The 17776-nt window shown below is 46.5% G+C and carries 17 protein-coding genes; 9 read left to right on the forward strand and 8 right to left on the reverse strand.

All coding sequences use genetic code 11. From position 1 onward, the window contains the following. Positions 1-28 precede the first annotated feature (28 nt). The 3 genes from fhuB to BS19_RS04040 form a co-directional block, all read right to left on the reverse strand. Positions 29-1954, reverse strand: a complete 1926-nt coding sequence (gene fhuB / locus BS19_RS04030; protein WP_245609252.1) for a Fe(3+)-hydroxamate ABC transporter permease FhuB — start codon at positions 1952-1954, stop codon at positions 29-31. Positions 1955-2019: 65 nt separating this feature from the next. Beyond that, on the reverse strand, positions 2020-2934 hold the full coding sequence (locus BS19_RS04035; RefSeq protein ID WP_038173496.1) for an iron-siderophore ABC transporter substrate-binding protein: 915 nt from the start codon (positions 2932-2934) through the stop codon (positions 2020-2022). Positions 2935-2956: 22 nt separating this feature from the next. Further along, positions 2957-3724, reverse strand: coding sequence for an ABC transporter ATP-binding protein (locus BS19_RS04040; protein ID WP_038173497.1), 768 nt, complete (start codon positions 3722-3724; stop codon positions 2957-2959). A gap of 148 nt (positions 3725-3872) precedes the next feature. On the opposite strand from BS19_RS04040, the gene BS19_RS04045 reads away from it, so the two are divergent. Beyond that, positions 3873-5081 (forward strand): MFS transporter, encoded by a 1209-nt coding sequence (locus BS19_RS04045; RefSeq protein ID WP_038173587.1) that lies wholly within the window; start codon positions 3873-3875, stop codon positions 5079-5081. Here BS19_RS04045 and BS19_RS04050 read toward each other — a convergent pair. Both BS19_RS04050 and BS19_RS04055 read right to left on the reverse strand, forming a co-directional pair. Continuing rightward, on the reverse strand, positions 5078-5803 hold the full coding sequence (locus tag BS19_RS04050) for a siderophore ferric iron reductase (protein WP_038173498.1): 726 nt from the start codon (positions 5801-5803) through the stop codon (positions 5078-5080). The two genes, BS19_RS04045 and BS19_RS04050, sit on opposite strands and share 4 nt — an antisense overlap. Before the next feature lie 138 nt (positions 5804-5941). Next, complete coding sequence (locus BS19_RS04055) at positions 5942-6862, reverse strand: polyprenyl-phosphate transporter (protein WP_038173499.1); 921 nt, start codon at positions 6860-6862, stop codon at positions 5942-5944. Between the two features lie 653 nt (positions 6863-7515). On the opposite strand from BS19_RS04055, the gene gltS reads away from it, so the two are divergent. Further along, entirely contained in the window at positions 7516-8742 is a 1227-nt protein-coding gene (gltS, locus tag BS19_RS04060) for a sodium/glutamate symporter (RefSeq protein WP_038173501.1), read from the forward strand. Between the two features lie 64 nt (positions 8743-8806). On the opposite strand, the gene BS19_RS04065 is transcribed toward gltS, so the two are convergent. Beyond that, positions 8807-9532, reverse strand: coding sequence for a flagellar brake protein (locus BS19_RS04065; RefSeq protein ID WP_038173503.1), 726 nt, complete (start codon positions 9530-9532; stop codon positions 8807-8809). Between the two features lie 173 nt (positions 9533-9705). Between BS19_RS04065 and BS19_RS04070 the strand changes: the two genes are divergently transcribed. Next, positions 9706-9984: a GNAT family N-acetyltransferase gene (locus BS19_RS04070; protein WP_038173504.1), complete on the forward strand. Its 279-nt coding sequence runs from the start codon at positions 9706-9708 to the stop codon at positions 9982-9984. After that, complete coding sequence (locus BS19_RS04075; protein ID WP_038173506.1) at positions 9985-10953, forward strand: phosphotransferase; 969 nt, start codon at positions 9985-9987, stop codon at positions 10951-10953. It begins immediately after the preceding gene. A 36-nt stretch (positions 10954-10989) separates the two neighbouring features. Here the strand turns inward: BS19_RS04075 and BS19_RS04080 are convergent, their stop codons facing one another. Beyond that, positions 10990-11481, reverse strand: coding sequence for a GNAT family N-acetyltransferase (locus BS19_RS04080; protein ID WP_038173507.1), 492 nt, complete (start codon positions 11479-11481; stop codon positions 10990-10992). A gap of 223 nt (positions 11482-11704) precedes the next feature. Here BS19_RS04080 and BS19_RS04085 point away from each other — a divergent pair, with 223 nt between their 5' ends. Then, positions 11705-12883, forward strand: coding sequence for an MFS transporter (locus BS19_RS04085; protein WP_038173508.1), 1179 nt, complete (start codon positions 11705-11707; stop codon positions 12881-12883). A gap of 6 nt (positions 12884-12889) precedes the next feature. Continuing rightward, positions 12890-13822, forward strand: coding sequence for a Gfo/Idh/MocA family protein (locus tag BS19_RS04090; RefSeq protein ID WP_038173509.1), 933 nt, complete (start codon positions 12890-12892; stop codon positions 13820-13822). A gap of 24 nt (positions 13823-13846) precedes the next feature. Here the strand turns inward: BS19_RS04090 and BS19_RS04095 are convergent, their stop codons facing one another. Next, entirely contained in the window at positions 13847-14758 is a 912-nt protein-coding gene (locus tag BS19_RS04095; protein ID WP_038173510.1) for a LysR family transcriptional regulator, read from the reverse strand. Positions 14759-14857: 99 nt separating this feature from the next. Here BS19_RS04095 and BS19_RS04100 point away from each other — a divergent pair, with 99 nt between their 5' ends. The 3 genes from BS19_RS04100 to BS19_RS04110 are packed head-to-tail and all read left to right on the forward strand — an operon-like array spanning position 14858 to position 17733. Then, entirely contained in the window at positions 14858-16096 is a 1239-nt protein-coding gene (locus BS19_RS04100; protein ID WP_038173588.1) for an argininosuccinate synthase-related protein, read from the forward strand. Then, positions 16083-16826, forward strand: coding sequence for a 2OG-Fe dioxygenase family protein (locus BS19_RS04105; protein ID WP_038173511.1), 744 nt, complete (start codon positions 16083-16085; stop codon positions 16824-16826). The genes BS19_RS04100 and BS19_RS04105 overlap by 14 nt, the downstream gene beginning before the upstream one ends. Position 16827: 1 nt before the next feature. Further along, a complete protein-coding gene (locus tag BS19_RS04110) occupies positions 16828-17733 on the forward strand; it encodes a DMT family transporter (RefSeq protein WP_038173512.1) in 906 nt (301 codons plus the stop codon). Positions 17734-17776: the final 43 nt, after the last annotated feature.

Genomic DNA, 17776 nt, shown 5'->3' on the forward strand with positions numbered 1-17776 from the left:
CACCTTCTGTGGTATCAAATATCTATCGTCAACGTCTCATCAGATAAAGGAAATAGCCACCGCCGATGAGCGAAGCAAGCAGTCCGGCGGGGAATTGCCAAGGAAACCAGAGGTTGCGTCCGAGCCAGTCAGCTAACACCATGACTAGCGCGCCGAGTAGAGCCGCGCTAAGCATTTGCGTTCGCGGTTGATATTGATGCAGCGAGCGCGCCATATGGGGTGCCAGTAAGCCGATAAAACTCAATGGACCAATCACGATAGTGCAAAGGGTCGTCAGCGCCGCGACAAGCACGAGCAAGACAAGTCGCACACGAGTCGAGTTAAGGCCAAGGCTGTTCGCGGTTACTTCTCCCATTTCTATTATGCCAATCCAGCGCTGGAGTAAAAGTGCCACCAGTGCCACAACGCTGACACCGGTCGCAAGGAGATAGATGTCAGACTCGGCCACTAAATAGGTTGAACCTGACAACCAAGTCAGCAGAGCTGTGGCATTATCATCGCCCGAGCTCATGGCAATGCGTAACAATGCATCTAGTCCAGCACTGATGGCGATGCCGGTCAGCAGCAGTTGACTTGGTGCAAAGTGGTGTTTACGACCCATAAACCACAATAAAGCGGTGACCGAAAGTGCGCCTAGTGTGCCAAAGAGCATCTGTTGCTCTCGCTCTACGGCAACACCTAATAAACTGCCAAGCACCAAGGCTAGTGCGGCGCCTGAGCTTAGCCCGAGGACTTCTGGGCTCGCCATCGGGTTGTTTGAGACTCGTTGAATGATGGTGCCAGCAAAGGCCAACCCAATTCCGGCGAATAAAGCGGTCATTACTCGTGGTGCGCGCAGTTCAAGTAGGCTTGGGTTGAAGCTTAAATTCCAGCCTGTTTGGCCCTGGCCTAAGAGTAACGCCAACACTGTCACTGCAATAAGTACCGTCATCATTAATGGCAATACGACTTTTGCCTCTATGTTGATGTAGCGTTGGGGCGGTTCCTCGCGGGCGCGAAGCTGCGATTGTAATTGGCTGCGTTGCAGGAGCCATAACAGAAATGGGGCGCCGATTAATGCGGTCATTGCACCAGTTGGCAGTAGCGCGCCACCAACGCCAGAAAATGGCTGAATGGCTAAATCGACCATTAACAACATCATGGCACCAATAAGACCACTGACCATCAATTGAGCCGTTAGTTGCCTGATACCCAATAGCCTTGCGATTGCCGGGGCGACAATACCAATGAAACCAATCAAACCGACCTCGCTGACCACTGCCGCGGTGATGAATATCGCCAAGCCAAGACAAAGCAGCTTAATCTGTTTGATGTTGATGCCCAAAGAAGAGGCAACATTATCACCAAACTGCAGAGCAGACAGTGGACGCTGCAGCACCATCAGCAACAGTGTCGGCACCGCAATTAGTGGCGCAAGAAGCTTAGCGCTGCTCCAGTCATTTTGATTAAGGGCGCCTGCTCCCCAAACAAAAATGCTGGTTAGCTTTTGTTCGTGCAGCATCAGTAACATGGTGTTCAACGAGCCGAAAAAAAGGCTCACCACCATACCGGCCAGAATCATATGTAAAGGCGCAAATCCGCGTTTTGCACTAAGCAGAAAAACCAGTGCCGTCGCCAAGCAGCCGCCCAAAAACGCAGGCACAAAACTCGGCATTGATAATCCGGCAGGCAGCAGCAATAAGCCAAGCACCATGCCCAATTCAGCGCCAGCGGCAACACCGAGAGTGGTGGGTGACGCGATGGGATTTCGCAGCACAAACTGCATCACGCAACCGGCTATGGCTAATGCAAAACCACTTAGCAGAGCAACAGTGAGTCTAGGTAAATAGGTCAGGTAGGTAATCAAATGTTGGTAATTACCTTGGTCGAAGTGCCATAAGGTGTCCCAAATTAGCGTGATACCTTGTGAGTATGGGGCGGTGATGTGCAAAAGGGTGCCAACAAGACACGCCATGGCTACCAACAACAAAGCGGTAGTGGGAAACTTAATTGGGTGTGAGCGAAGGAGGTTAGTGCTACTCATGGTTGTGCGGTTAATGGCTGGGCTGTCGTTAGTAGCTGAGTAATATGATCGCTAAATCGCTGCGCGGCAATCAAACCGCCGAATGTCCAGATAGGCGGAAGTTCATAGACGGACTCACTGCGCGTAAATTGCATCGCTTGCCATAGCGCCGAGCTTTGCAGAGATTGGCGCAACTGTGGTTGAACTGGGCCAAAAATAATCACACTGCTTTGCTGATGTTCAGCGAGTTTTTCCACTGCCGTGGTGGTAAATCCCCATAAATTGGTTGTCTCTTGCCAATCATTACTCAAGCCCATTGCTGAGGCAGTGGCGTCAGCTAACGAACCTTGACTGTGAATACGCAGTGTTTTGTCATTGATAAAGCGTGCAAAGAGCAAGTTTTTCTGTGCCTTATCATGAGCGCGAATTTTTTCACCGTTGGCGCCGAGCAAGGCATAGGTTTGCTTGATCACTTGCTCAGCTTGTGGGGTTTTATCGAGTAATACTGCCAAAGAGCGTGTCACTGACTCGGCAGCATTAAGTGGCTGCTTTTGTTCACTGTACAGGGTAAAAACCACCACTGGGGCAATGTTGCTGAGTTGTTGATACGCCGCCGCCATGTGTTTACTGATCAAAATAACATCGGGCTTTAGCTCGCTCAGCAGCTCTATATTAGGTTCACGTCGCGAACCCACGTTGATCACACTCGAATTGATCTTGGGTTCGACGACCCACTGATTATAGCCTTGTACGTCGGCTACGCCTTGAAGTTCGACACCTAAACTGAGTACCGTTTCGGTTAATGCCCAGTCGAGAGCAACGACTTTTTTCGGTGGACTATCAAATGAAGCAATGCCCATTTCATGTTCAATATCAAAAGCGTACGCCTTAAATGCCATGACTGAGACCAGTATGATAACAATGGTTTTCACAACAGATTCCTTCTACTTGTTGTTAAGGGATATAACTAATAGGTTGACCAGTATGTGGATGGGGAAAGAGCGCCAGTTCCATGCCGTAGATTTGCATTAAGGTATCGCGATTCATTAATTGGGCGGGTGAACCATTGGCAATGACGCGGCCTGAATGCAAGGCAACTAAGTAATCGCTGAACTTTGCCGCCATATTGACGTCATGCAGTACCATAATCACGGTCAGATTTAAGCTCAAATTCAGCTCGCGTATGAGACTCAGTAGTTCATGTTGGTGGGCCACATCAAGCGCGGAGGTTGGCTCATCGAGTAACAACGTTTTGCTTTGCTGAGCGAGCAACATCGCAACCCAAGCTCGCTGTCTTTCCCCTCCTGAAAGGGTCGCAACAAAGCGCTCGGCAAACGCACTTAAACCGACTTTAGCAATCGCGTCGTCAACAATGGCGTAGTCTTGCTTATCATAGCGGCCAAATGCCCCTTTCCACGGGTAACGGCCAAAACAGACTAATTCTCGCACGGTAACGCCATCAGTCAGCGGTGGATGCTGTGGTAAATAGGCGACTTGGTGAGCAAACTCAATATTGCTTAACGCGGCAACTGGTTGATGGTTATACAGAACGTGACCATTTGTCGGTGTGTTTTGCCGGCTCAGTAGCTTGATTAAGGTTGATTTACCACAACCATTGTGACCGAGCAGTGTCGTGACTTTACCCGGCTCAAAAGTCAGATTGGTGGCAGAGAGAATCGTTTTATTTTCAATGCTAAATGAGGCGTCGACCAGTCGAAACATAATGCAATAGACAGTTGAGTTATTGGTTACAAGTCGTTAATGTTACCACAATAGAATAGCAATGATAATTGTTTTCATTATCAATAATTGTGTTAATAAAACCATCAGCAATGATGGCCTTTTCAGCTTAATAGCGGCGACTCTCATTATGTCTCTTATAAAAAACCACTCCTTTCAGCTTGGCATTATTGGCTCGGCGGCAGCGTTAATGGGTATTGGACAAAACGGTCTGTTAGTCTCGTTACCTTTTTTGGTCGAGCAATCAGCGTTTGATCTTCCGACTTGGTCTATCCTCATCGCGTTAGGCAGTTTTATCTTCTTACCTTCGGCGCCATTTTGGGGCAGAGTGAGTGACCGACATGGTCCGAAACGTGTTGTCGTGCAGGCGCTGTGTGGTATGGCATTCAGTTTCGCATTGTTGGCGCTATTTGCGATGATGAGCCAAGGTGCTTCGGCATGGCTAGTCTGGTGTTTAGTTGGCCTAGTGGTCGCGCGTATCATTTATGGCGCAACGGTTTCGGGCATGGTGCCAGCCAGTCAACACTGGGCGATTTTACTCTGTGGTGAGCAACATCGCCTGCAAGCCATCACTTGCGTTAGCATTGGATTAAGCACTGGGCGTTTGGTTGGTCCGGTTCTCGCCATTGTCGCGCTTAAAGTCTCGCCGTTCGCCCCTTTGGTGGTCATGATTTTGCTACCCGTGATCGTTTTGTGCGCTGCGCTTTTCTTACCTTCCCCAACGCTGTTAAATCAACACTCTGGTGCGCCATCATCACTGCCCTGGTTACCAAGCAGAAAAATATGGCGTTTTTTATCGAGTGGGTTGTTGTTGTGTTGCGCAATCGCCTTGCTGCAATACAGCTTCTCACCTTTGATTGGGTCGTTGACCGCTTGGTCGACGAGTCAAATTAGTGATGCGATTGGTTTGTTACTCACTCTTAGCGCGGCTTGTACGTTCGCCACTCAAGTGGCCGTGATTAAGAAAAAGAAAATGAGTCCAGAGCAGATGTATCGTTTGGGATCTGCGCTATTTGTAAGCGGTTTAGCCCTGTTTCTTGTCCCTTACATTTGGCTATTTGCTGCGGCGATGATATTGACCGCGTGTGGTGCGGCTTTGTTGGTCCCGGCGTATACGTCTGCCGCGACCGCCCAACATGCCAATGCGCCCGGAGCCGTTGCGGGCTATATCTCGATGTCGCATACGCTAGGTTACGGATTTGCCTCACTGTTGGCTTTTACGGCGACACTTTCACCGAATTATCCAATTTATTTGTGTGTGTTATTTGCTGCGATGATCAGTTGGAGTGCCTTTTCATCTCCCGGTAAAACCACAACCAATATTCAAGTCACGCGTTAAACTTTATTTTCCGGATGCCTTGGGCAGTTGCGACACAGCGCCCGACCTTGGCATTTGTATACTAAACAACAGCTGGTTCTCACTAAGGTTAGGCTGTGGTTGTCTGCATTGTAGCTCAACGAGTTAATCAGTTTGGCTGGCAGACCGCATGCGTCAAGCCACCGCTGGCCTTGTTCAACAAGATATTGTTCAGAAAGGTGAGGATAGTAGTGGCTTAGTTTAACTAAGCAGCCAAGAATGCCGTCGGCAAACAGGTGGTTGGTAAAGCCGGGACGAATTCGAGTCCACTGACTCATTTCATCACGGAAATAGTCAAATAGCTCAACCAATTGCTTGCCAGCTTGTGTGATCAGCGTTTGCTCAGGGCCTTGTAGACGCGCTAGTGAAGTAAAATGAAACCCGCTCACAAAGTCCGTTTTTATGTTTTGCGTCATGCTTGATAGCGGCGGTAATCCTCGACAGGAGTATATGGCGACAAACGCCACATAGATCGGCTGCCAACACAATAAGGTCCAAGTGCGGGTTAACCAATAGGCTGATCCCGCTTCAGGATGGGCCGATTGCAAATTGTTATATAAGGTTTGAATACACGCTGAGCTCGGTTGGCCGAGGCCAATCAACGACGCTGTTTGCAACTCGTTTGGCTCGATTTGACCCTCTAGATAAGGAGTCACCCGTCGTGAATGTTCAAATAGCGTTTCAAAAAATGCGTGCTCTGTCATGGCGAGAAGCTCTTAACATCTATTCGTGCCAGCAGCTTAATAAAATATCAGTATTGTTGCAATTGGTTATCATTACCATTTTGACGGGGTAATAAAAAAGCGACCCCAAATAGGTCGCTTGATCAAACTAACCAGTGATTAGACCTCGTGACGCTCAGCATACTTTTCGAGCCCAAGAACTAAGCCTATCGCACACAACATACACACAATCGCTAAACCTAATTGTGAAGGCTGAGAGGTGATAGTTTCGAAATCAAATGGGGTTAAATTGTGTTCCACTAGAGGCACTTGTTCCCCTTTCGAGTTGATACGCCAACTGATGGTTTCTTTCCACGGCCAAATTTTCGGTAATGTGCCTAACATCAAGCCAGTTAGAAATACTAATGTCAGATCGCGAAAGCGTTTCAGTAACCAAGAGAGTACATGAGAAAAGCTCAGCAGGCCGATCACACAACCGCAGAGAAACAGTGCCAAAATGCTTATATCAAGCGACTTCACTGCGCCGAGCACAGGCGTATACATGCCGATTAGCAGTAAGATAAAACTGCCCGAGATACCGGGTAAAATCATGGCGCAAATAGCAATGCCTCCGGCTAATAGAACATTGAGACTGGTTGGTTCAAGTTGGAGCGGATTGAGAATCGTAATGCTATAAGCGAACGCGATACCCAGCAGCAGCATCACCGCGCGGTTAAAGCTTCTTTGTTCAATCTGCTTGAGCATGTGAAACACAGAGACAAGGATCAAACCAAAAAAGAATGACCACAACGGGATAGGGTGGGTCACGAGTAACCAAGAAATCAGCTTGGCCAGTGTCGCAATGCTGGTAAACACCCCACCAAAGAGCGCCAGTAAGAATCTACCGTTGATGTGATTGAATGCGGCTTTAAATCCTTCGCGCTTCCAGATGCCAATGACATTGGGGTTAATGCGACGAATACTTTCCAGCAAAGTATCATAAATACCGGTAATAAAGGCGATAGTACCGCCAGAAACACCAGGGACGACATCCGCCGCTCCCATGGCCATACCTTTAAGAAACGTAGAAAAATAGTTCATGATGACTGAGTCGTTAAAATAAGTGGGTTGAGTATATCGACTCTGAGTTTGAAAATGTATGAAAAATCAACGTTGATAAAACTGTTTATAAGAGTCTGGTTTAATATAATTTTGCGAAAATTTGCAAAATGCAATTTTCATATTGCATTTTGATACGGTTTTTTGACCTAATAATGCGGCACAAGACTAAGAAACCCTACTTTTTATAGTTGGCACGCAACCTGCATTAATTAGTTCGACCCTTCTTAAGCCGAGGGTCACCTAGCCAACTGACGTTGTTAGTGAATGTTATTTGTTCACACTATATATAAGCCAATCGCAATTTTGCGGCTGGCTATTTTTTTGTCTCTACAATGTAACGTCGTTGTAGCCTGAGTGTGTGAAAAACGCTAACGACACCTCTATTTCTCGACAATTTCGCGACTTTTTAATTCTATACTCGACATTTTGTCGTATTTTTATTAATAATGTCCGCTTTATTCTTCGCATCCTGCCTGATTGAGGGCGCGGAGCACCTGTTGAAACGAACATCTCAAGGTTGTTTGTATAAGGACACATTTCAATAGAAAAACCAGTTTATGAGCAATGCTCAGTGGAGCTTTTGAGCTCTCAACTCATTAAGGACGATGAGTGCGTAACTAATAAGAGGTTATATGAATCAGATAATTTCAGTGGGACCGCTAGAATCGTTCTTAATTGCTATCAGCGTGTTGTTCTTAGGTCACTTCGTTAACTCAAAACTCCCGATTCTTAAAAAGTTCAATATTCCTGAACCGATCGTCGGCGGCCTTATTGTCGCGTTTATTATCACTCTTGTGCACTTCAATGGCATCGATCTCGAGTTTTCATTACCACTGCAAAAAATCTTTATGTTGATGTTTTTTGCTACGGTCGGTTTGGCAGCCAACTATACCCAGTTGGTGAAGGGTGGCGCCAAGGTTTTTATCTTCTTAGCGATTGCTTCCTTCTATATCATTATTCAAAACGGAGTCGGGGTGACGCTTGCCACTGCTCTCGGGCTCGATCCTCTGATGGGATTGATTGCGGGATCGATTACGCTGTCAGGTGGCCATGGTACAGGCGCGGCTTGGGCACAAACGTTTAATGAGAGTTTTGGCTTATCGAATACGCTCGAAATTGCGATGGCATCGGCCACCTTTGGCTTGATCATTGGTGGTATCATCGGTAGCCCTGTCGCGCAAAAATTGATCAACAATAATGGTTTCGAGTCTGAATACGGCACCGGGGTTAATACTCACCAACGTTTTCCTGAGCTTGTCACATATAACGAGTATGAGGAAGATAAGGTCACCGCGAAAAAGGTGATCGAAATACTGTTCATTCTTCTACTCTGTGTTACCGGCGCTAAGTATCTTGAAATGTGGGTGAATGGCTTCGAGATCAGCTGGTTAATGATCCCAGATTTTGTTTATGCGCTGTTTATCGGTGTGTTTATCACCAATATTCTTGAAGTGACCAAGGTGCACAAAGTGGACGCTGAGACGGTTGATATTCTTGGTACTGTATCTCTTGCGTTATTTCTTGCGATGGCGCTGATGAGTTTGAAACTATGGAATATCTTCGATTTGGCGATTCCGTTCTTGGTCATTCTAGCCGTGCAATCAGTGGTGTTAGGCATATTTGCTTATTTCGTGACTTTTAAAGTGATGGGAGCAAATTATGATGCAGCGGTTATTGCCGGGGGCCATTGTGGTTTCGGTTTAGGAGCCACACCCACAGCGGTGATGAATATGGGCTCATTGGTCAATAAATTTGGCCCTTCTCCACAAGCCTTTATGGTGGTGCCGATTGTGGGGGCGTTCTTCATTGATATCGTTAACCTGATTATTCTTCAGGGGTATATCTCGTTTATCGGTTAACTCAAGCAAAACGCCCTACATTAGAGGGCGTTTGTTTTATCGATTCGATTATTTGCCAGTGAGGCTACCTGAGGGTAAGTTTGGTGCCGTTAAATTTAAGATGTCCTAACAAGACTTTGGCGTTGTTTTTGCCTAGATCGGTAAATGCGACGCCGTAGCGGGCATAATGCATCGAACGTTGTAAGTTACATACTTTGCCAAATAAAGGTTCGAACTGTGTGCCTTTTAATGTATTTAGCTGAACTTGCAACGCTATCTCCTCACCCACTTGGAACGGTCGGCTAAGTGGCGCTGTGATGAAACGACAGCCTCCTTTTGAGAGATCACGAATCTCACATTCAAGTCGATGACTCTCTGCTGTTACTTTTGCCGATAAGTTAATATCAAACCGAGGCTCTTTACGCAGTTGGGTGACTTGCATCGTCTGGGGAACCGACAGTGCGACCATCGCAATCGGAGCCCTTAGAACGTGTTGTAATTGGCTGCGAAAGTGGATCACAGCGCCTTCACCGCGAGGAGAAATGGCTCGTATAGTTGCCCAAAAACCTTCTTGGAAAAAGAACTCAAGATCGTCTTCGGAAATTTTTGGTAACTCGGCTAAAACAACATTTTGCGAGTGAGTGCCAATAAATGAGGTTTTGCAGCGGAATGTCGTGCCAACAGGCGTCGAAATACCAATCGTGAGCTCTCCACCATGCTCAACCATTGCCAGTGCATCTGTGCTGTTGAGAACCGAGACACTGCGTTCACTTTGCTGTTGATCGTTTTTTGCTACCGCTCGGGTATTCATCTAGCCTCCGTTGCTCCCATCATGTTATTGTTTTGTCGATGGGTAAATAAGTGTGTCCGCATGGGATTATAAAAAACACCTCGGAGCTCTCCAATTTTATGTTTGGATTCGTTATTGTTCAAACATCAATTTACCTAATAAGTTTGACCTATCTATCATTTCTGGGAGTCAATATGTCTCATATGGTAATTCTTGACCAAGAAAATCATCAATTTCGTGTTCACTTACAAGATGAGCATTATGCGACTGTGACTTTTGTCGAGAAAGACAACGTCTATATAATTACCGCCACTAAGGTCCCAGAAGCACTCCAAGGCCGTGGGTTTGGCAAGGTGATGATGGAAGCAATTTTGCCTGAAATCGAGCAACTTGGTATGAAAGTACAGCCTATTTGCAGTTATGTGGTGCACTATATGTCTCGTAACCCGCAGTGGTCACATCTACAAGTGTAAATGACATTGAAGCGATATCAGCCCATTATTGAAGCACTCGGATTTACCACGCTTCACTCTAGTCAGCGGTTACAGGTATTGTGGGGCGGCTACGGTGAGCTAGTTCGGCTTTATGTCGACAGCACCAGTATTGTAGTAAAACATGTCCAGCTGCCCCAGCAACATACTCACCCTCGAGGTTGGAATACTCAACGTTCTCACCAACGTAAACTGAAATCCTATCAAGTAGAGCTGAGCTGGTATAACCATCAGGCCGAGCACACAAACGCGCGAGTGCCGAAAAAACTGCTCGTTCAGACGGATGGGCAAGATTATCTACTCGTGATGGAAGACCTAAAGTCGGTGGGTTATAGCGAGGTGGTGAGCACTGCCAAACGACAACACATTACCGCTTGTTTGCGTTGGCTCGCTCAATTTCATGCACAATACATTGGTGATCAAGGTAAAGATTTATGGCCTGTAGGGTGTTATTGGCACCTTGCGACCCGGCCAGATGAATTTGATGCCCTGCAAGATATGCAGTTAAAGCAGCACGCACACACGATCGATCGTGTATTAACGCAAGCGCCATACCCAACCTTAGTTCATGGTGATGCTAAGCTGGCGAATTTCTGTTTTACGCCAGATGGAAACCAAGCGGCGGCGGTCGATTTTCAATATGTCGGGCGCGGATGTGCGATGAAAGATGTTGCGCTGTTTATCAGTAGTGCCGTTGATCCTGAGCTGTGCGCACAGATGGAAAGTGAGTTGCTCGACGAATATTTTGTGCATTTGCAACTTGCGCTCAGTGACACTCAGCCTCAACTCTGTGCACAAAGGGTTGAGCAGGCTTGGCGGCCATTATTTGCTATCGCTTGGGCCGATTTTCAACGCTTCGTTAAAGGGTGGAGTCCGGACCATTGGAAGATCAATGCTTACACCGAAGCACTCACTGCTCAAGCGCTAGAAACACTTAAGGCGTACCGCTAAGTACGCCTTATCGTAACGAAATAGGTTGACTAAGCACTAGGCCTGAATCCTCGCCATGTAATAGGTGTTAATCAATTGACCATCACGAAATGATCCCCACTTGGCTTCGCCTTCGATTTCAAAACCAAACTTTTTGTAGCAGGCTATCGCTTTTTCGTTGTCGCTGTTCACTTCGATTTGGACTCGTTTAATTTGCAGCCAGTTATCGGCCAAATCGAGCACGGTCTCAATCAGTTTACTGGCCACTCCTCGACCATGAAAGTCATCATGGACTCCCAAACCAAAGCTACCACAATGGGCGGTGCGAGGTCGTTGAGAATGTTCAAAGCCAATATTTCCCACTACTCGTCCATCTATCTCTGCAACATAGCTATAAACGCCTTGAGGCATGCTTTCCAGTCGTTTCGTCCACATGGCTACTGAAGGCTTCGGCAGTTGCAGAGTTTCTCGTTGTGCTTGCGGTTGTGAGTAGATATCACACAATGCTGCAGCATCACTAACTTGAGTCGGACGGACTATTATTTCCATATTATTGCCTTAACTTAACGACTGATTGAACATTGATACACCATAACGACATTCGATTTTTTGTTAAAGCACTGTTTTAGATAATTATTATGTGATGAATATTAGGCAGGCGATCATTGCCTATCCATCAATAGCTCATGAGTAAATAGCGCATCGGTAAAATGATTTGTGTGTTACGTCGCGGCGATTTACTCTAGTTATCTCACCAGATAAGGACATCGGTATGAATCATGCTGCGAGCTGGAAAACTCCGCAAAACTTTCTGTTAATTATTTCGATTGTGGTTCCGATAGCTTTTTCAAGTTGGATGGCCTTGTTGAATAACTTTGTGATCGAAAAAGCCAACTTTGATGGTTCTGATATTGGTTTGCTCCAGAGCGTACGCGAGATCCCTGGTTTTCTGGCTTTTAGCGCGGTGTTTTTGTTGTTGTTTATCCGTGAACAGCGATTTATGTTGCTGTCACTGGCGGCTTTGACACTCGGTACCGCAATCACCGGATTCTTTCCCAGTCTATTGGGCTTATTACTCACAACCTTGTTGATGTCGACCGGTTTTCATTACTTCGAAACGCTTAAACAGTCGCTTTCACTTCAATGGCTGTCAAAAGACGAAGCACCAGAAATGTTAGGTAAGATGATATCCGTGGGGGCGCTCGCATCGTTAGTGACCTACGCCGCGTTATGGTTTTGCCTTGAAGTACTCAGCTTAGAGTTTAAATGGGTCTATCTGATTTTTGGTGGCATTGGTTTGGTGCTCGTAAGTTGGATGATGCTCGCCTTTCCGCAGTTTCAAACTGATGTGCAGCAAAACAAAAAGCTCGTCCTACGCAAGCGTTATTGGCTCTACTATGCGCTGACATTTATGAGTGGTGCACGGCGCCAAATCTTCACCGTCTTCGCCGGTTTTTTGATGGTGGAGAAGTTTGGTTACTCGGCGGCGGACGTTACTGTGCTGTTCTTAATCAACTACCTATTCAATTTTCTGTTTGCCAAACGGATCGGGCGATTTATCGGTCAGGTCGGTGAGCGCAAAGCTTTGATGTTTGAATACACAGGTTTGATTATTGTGTTTGCAGGCTATGCGGTGGTAGAAACGGCGCAATGGGCCGCGCTACTCTATGTGATTGACCATCTGTTTTTTGCTCTCGCACTGGCAATAAAGACCTATTTCCAAAAAATAGCCGATCCGGCAGATATGGCCTCGACGGCTGGGGTGGCATTTACTATCAACCACATCGCTGCAGTATTTATTCCCGTGACTTTCGGGTTGATTTGGCTGGTATCGCCTGCGGCAGTGTTTTACATTGGCGCAGGGATGGCATTGATTTCATTTCTATTGTCACTCAACATTCCCAAGTTGCCACAACAAGGTAACGAAGTTCGCATTCTCAATTGGAGTTAATCTGACGTGAAAATCGCAATTATTGGCTTAGGTGACATTGCACAAAAGGCCTACCTTCCGGTGATAACTCAACTGCCAGGGGTCGAACTGATTTTATCGACTCGCAATGCCCAAACTTTGACGCAGTTAGCGGAGAAATATCGTATTGCCAATACTTGCCAAGATTATCGACAGGTTATTGATTTTAAACCGGATGCTGTGATGATCCATGCGGCAACCTCTGTGCATTATCAGGTCGCGAGTTTTTTCCTAGCCCATGGAATTGCGACCTTTGTTGATAAGCCGCTGGCTGATAGTGCACAACAAGTGGAACGCTTGTATGAGCTTGCTCAACTGCACCATCAACCTCTTTATGTCGGCTTTAATCGTCGTCATATCCCACTCTATAACCAATATATTCCTGAACTAGCGCAAGGCCAGATTGGGCAACTGACCTCTCTTCGTTGGGAAAAGCATCGTCATAATCTTGCTGGTGAGATTCGTACATTTGTTTTTGATGATTTCATTCATCCGCTCGATAGTATTAATTTAGACGCGCGCGCCAGTCTTGATCAAGCTTACGTCACGCATCAGTTCGACGCTGGCAAATTGGCACGCCTCGATATTCAATGGCAGTCTGGTCAGACGTTGCTTCATGCCTCGATGAATCGCCAGTTTGGTATTACCACTGAGCGTGTCAGTGCGACGTATAGCAATGCTGCGTATCAATTTGATTCTTTCCATCAGGGGGAAAGGTGGCAAGCGGGTGAACATTGCTCATTGGCACTGAAAGACTGGACGCCAATGCTGACTAGTAAAGGCTTTGAGCACATGATTCTTGATTGGTTAAAGGTGGTCGAGCGTGGCCAATTAGCGTCAGATGTTATTGCGCGTAATATCGCGACGCATCAACTAGCGGACCGTTTAGTTAAGCAACTTGAGGCGCAATCGGCGAGCTAAATGCTCTCGCTTAGCGCGTTTGGTCTATTGGCTAAATCGCTGTTGTAAATATTCGACAAAGGTTTTGATCTGTCCCGGAATGAACTTAGACTGGGCATATTGCGCGACAATATTGCCCTGATAGTTCCCACCCACATGCCAGTCTGGCAATATTTCAATCACTTGACCTGACTCGATATACGACTGAATAGCAAATTCGGGGAAAACCGATATGCCAGTATGACGAATCACGGCTTCACGGCGGATTTCGCTATGGTTAACGGTAAAAGAACCTTTGACATTGATTGAGACTTTTTTCAGGTTATTGGTGAAGTCCCATACTCGATCGCGTGGGTTCTCCCCCAAGCACAAACAGTTATGGCTGGCGATATCTTCTGGATGAATTGGCGTACCGTGTTGTTCGAGATATTCAGGGGTTGCGCACATAACCAAACGGCAATTGGCTAACGGTTTGGCAATCAATCCCTCGGTGGGTTTATCAGTGATATGGATAATAACATCGACTTCGTCACCAATGGGGTCAATGTAATGGTCAGCGACTTTTAATTGGAGGGCGACATGAGGGTAAAGCTCAATAAAGTCGAGCACCATTGGCATCAGGACTTGACGAGAGAGTGCTTTGGGCGCCGCGACCCTGAGCGCACCTGAGACCTCACTTTTATCAACTTGGGCGGCTGATACCGCAAGTTTTGCCGAATTCATCATATCGCTACATAAGGCGTAAACTTCTTGCCCTGTTGAGCTTAAACGCATCTTGCGTGTCGTCCGTTCAAGTAATTTTTCTTGCAAAGCATTTTCTAAGCGCGTCACTGAACGACTAACGGAAGAGGGTGAGACACCAAGCTTTTGCGCCGTTCTAGAAAAACTCCCCGATTCAACCACATTAACGAAGATCGCCATCTCAGACAGTAATGGAATAAGCTTATTTGTGTCCATGGTGCAAAAATCCTTTGCGAAATGGCTATATTGTTTCACTTAAGTTACTTATGGATACTAAATAAGTCAATGAATGACAAGATGAGTGGAAAGGACGTCGTGAAAAAAATAAGAAGTATCGAAGATATTCAAGCGATCTCACCTGCAGTGAACCATGTATTGACACTTTTTAGTGGGGGATTAGACAGCAGTTACCTACTTGAAGTACTAAAAGAGATCGATGCGAAGGTTACCGCGTTAGTGGTTGATCTCGGCGATGGCATTGATCGCGAAAACCTAGAACTGATCACCAACCATTATGGCGTCGATTTGCAGATCGTTGATGCACAGCAAGAATTTGTTGAGCACAGCATCGTTTCTGCGATTCAGGCCCAAGCGCTCTATTTGGGCGATTATCCGGTCAGTTCTTCATTATCTCGGCCAATTATCATCAGTAAAGCGATCGAAGTGGCGCAGCAACTCCAGTGCGATGCCATTATTCACACCGCTAATCAATCGCAAAACAGCCTTCGACGCCTTAATGGTGCGATTGAGGCAAGTGGCTATCAAGGTTACTACGGCTCACCATATGAGTATTCCGCATTGAGCCGAGAAGATAAAGCAAACGCGTTGTTTCACTCTGGCCTGGTGGGATTTAAATCTCGTTCGGTCAGTGGCGATGCGAATCTTTGGTGCCGCGAGTTTGAGTCAGGTGTTCTTGATGACCCTGAAGGTTTTACACTTTCTGAGTCGCTGTTCTCGTGGTCGCAGTGGCAGCCACAGCAGCAACTCGATAAACATCAAATTAAAATAGGATTTCGTAAGGGGTATCCGGTAACGATTAATGATTTGCCGATAAACCTTAGGGAAATGATTGCTTTCATTAACAACCACGTTGGCGCGTATGAAATAGGTCGTTACATCGGTTTCGACCATTTAGATGACGATGAGAAAGTATTAGAGGTGCGCGAAGCACCCGCTGCTCTTATCCTCATGAAAGCATATAAGTTGCTGGAAACAGCAACGTTACCCACAGATGTACTCAAAGCTAAAGCTATGCAAAACGAAATGTGGACTCAAGAGGCCGTAGAAGGTCGTTGGGGAAGCACTCTACAGTGTGCAAGCTATGCGTTCATCGCTCACACTGCCGAGTCTATCTCTGGCAGTGTTCTCTTCAAACTATCGCGCGGAAACGCGTTGGCGACCGCTATTGTCGCTGATAAGGCTAAGTACTTGCGTGATAGAGACCGCTGGGAAGTGGACACGGCTAAGTTACGCAGTCAGCGCACCTTAGTGATCCCTTCACCTGCTGTCGACCGCAGTTGCAACTCGGAGGTAACGTCGAATGGATATCGTTAAGAGGCCCAGAGAACGACACGCCTCGGTGATTGCTAACTTGCTCAATCAAAATAGCTATGTGTTTGTCAGTGGCAAACAGATGACCAGCATGCTCGCGACCAATGTTGATGAAGTGGTGCGGTTTAAAAGCTGTTGGCATAACCTTGAGCGTGACCAGTATATGGCCGATGGAGGCACTTATCGCTATCGACGTTACGGCCAGTTTAATAAGGGCAAACATAGCCAGCAGTTGGTGATGCTACCTCATCAAGCTTACGTTCAGCCCGCGGCGGTTAATCCACTAAATGGCGATGTGGAACGCCATTTTGAACCTTTGACTGACCGATTCATCATGTCACCAATTTTGGAAAAACTATTGCTGATGATGAGTGATGTTTACGATGGGGCGCAAGGACAAGCAACCAACTGGAATATCCGTTTACATCCATATCGAATTATTACTGATGGGCATAGTGTCGGCAAACCTACTCCAGAAGGGTTGCACCGCGATGGCGTTACTTATATTGCTTCATTGATGATTAACCGCACCAATATCATGGGTGGAGAAACGGTGATTACTGATGACAACAAAAACGTATTGGAGCGTCTGACCTTAGATAAGAGCTTCGATATTGTGATGGCCGATGACCTTGCCACTATGCATGAAGTGTCGCCGATCACGCCAGTTTGCTTAGATAAGTGCGCGTACAGGGATGTACTCGTGATCGCTTTTACAAAAATGGAGGAATAGGATGACAACGGCTGCGGGTCAATTAAAAAAAGGAAGTTTTAGGTTTCCGTTAACCGAATCACTATTGTTGTTAGTGGCGATATTCTGGGGTACCAGTTATGGTCTAACCAAAAGTGCACTGGTTTATACTAGCGTGCTGGTATTCATTTCGATTCGTTTCTCAATCACTTTTTTATGTATGCTACCTGTAGTGATTCGAGACTTTCGCCGAGGACTCAACAAAGACTGGAAGATTGCCATACCGACCGGCTTTATTCTATCGGCGATTTTTTTCTGCGAAGTGTTTGGGGTCTCGCAGACCTCTGCATCCAATGCGGCGTTTTTAATCAGCTTATCGGTTATCTTAACCGCTTTTGCCGAGTTGATTATTAACAAAAAGCGCGTCAGTAATACCTTGTGGTTACTGACCGTATGCAGTGTGGTTGGTGTTCTGCTGCTGACCAGTAATCAAAACATTGAATTATCTTTGAACAGCGGTGACTACTTTATTCTCGCCGCCGCCTTATTGCGCGCTTTAATGGTGACATTAACCAAGCGTTTTACTGAAGGGAAGGCGATCACCACGACCACACTGACCTCATTGCAATCTTTGGTGGTCGCGGTTGTTGCGATCAGCTGTGCTTTGATTTATTTGCCCGCGTCACAGATAGTGATTCCAACCAGTAGTGAGTTTTGGATGACGCTGGCCTATTTGGTGGTATTTTGCACACTGTTTGCGTTTTATGTTCAAAACTACGCCGTACGACGTACCTCACCCACGCGCGTGTCGTTGTTGATGGGCAGTGAACCACTGTTTGGCGCTTTGTTTGCCATGATCTGGTTACAAGAGTCGCTCGGTGTTATGCAGTTGATTGGTGGAGGACTGATTCTATTTAGTGTTGTTGTGACATCAACCAAAGAAAGCTAAGTGGTCAGCATTTTCAACCTCTCAAGGCTACTCAAGCTGGGCG

The sequence above is a fragment of the Vibrio pacinii DSM 19139 genome (assembly GCF_000711795.1).
GTDB classification, from domain to species: Bacteria; Pseudomonadota; Gammaproteobacteria; order Enterobacterales; family Vibrionaceae; genus Vibrio; species Vibrio pacinii.

What these genes read in the sequence shown, in the direction of transcription:
- gltS (WP_038173501.1), top strand. Translation starts at nt 7,516, where the DNA reads ATGAATCAGATAATTTCAGTGGGACCGCTAGAATCGTTCTTAATTGCT.
- BS19_RS04080 (WP_038173507.1), bottom strand. Translation starts at nt 11,481, where the DNA reads ATGGAAATAATAGTCCGTCCGACTCAAGTTAGTGATGCTGCAGCATTG.
- fhuB (WP_245609252.1), bottom strand. Translation starts at nt 1,954, where the DNA reads ATGGCGTGTCTTGTTGGCACCCTTTTGCACATCACCGCCCCATACTCA.
- BS19_RS04105 (WP_038173511.1), top strand. Translation starts at nt 16,083, where the DNA reads ATGGATATCGTTAAGAGGCCCAGAGAACGACACGCCTCGGTGATTGCT.
- BS19_RS04055 (WP_038173499.1), bottom strand. Translation starts at nt 6,862, where the DNA reads ATGAACTATTTTTCTACGTTTCTTAAAGGTATGGCCATGGGAGCGGCG.
- BS19_RS04050 (WP_038173498.1), bottom strand. Translation starts at nt 5,803, where the DNA reads ATGACAGAGCACGCATTTTTTGAAACGCTATTTGAACATTCACGACGG.
- BS19_RS04065 (WP_038173503.1), bottom strand. Translation starts at nt 9,532, where the DNA reads ATGAATACCCGAGCGGTAGCAAAAAACGATCAACAGCAAAGTGAACGC.
- BS19_RS04110 (WP_038173512.1), top strand. Translation starts at nt 16,828, where the DNA reads ATGACAACGGCTGCGGGTCAATTAAAAAAAGGAAGTTTTAGGTTTCCG.
- BS19_RS04075 (WP_038173506.1), top strand. Translation starts at nt 9,985, where the DNA reads ATGACATTGAAGCGATATCAGCCCATTATTGAAGCACTCGGATTTACC.
- BS19_RS04040 (WP_038173497.1), bottom strand. Translation starts at nt 3,724, where the DNA reads ATGTTTCGACTGGTCGACGCCTCATTTAGCATTGAAAATAAAACGATT.
- BS19_RS04070 (WP_038173504.1), top strand. Translation starts at nt 9,706, where the DNA reads ATGTCTCATATGGTAATTCTTGACCAAGAAAATCATCAATTTCGTGTT.
- BS19_RS04095 (WP_038173510.1), bottom strand. Translation starts at nt 14,758, where the DNA reads ATGGACACAAATAAGCTTATTCCATTACTGTCTGAGATGGCGATCTTC.
- BS19_RS04045 (WP_038173587.1), top strand. Translation starts at nt 3,873, where the DNA reads ATGTCTCTTATAAAAAACCACTCCTTTCAGCTTGGCATTATTGGCTCG.
- BS19_RS04085 (WP_038173508.1), top strand. Translation starts at nt 11,705, where the DNA reads ATGAATCATGCTGCGAGCTGGAAAACTCCGCAAAACTTTCTGTTAATT.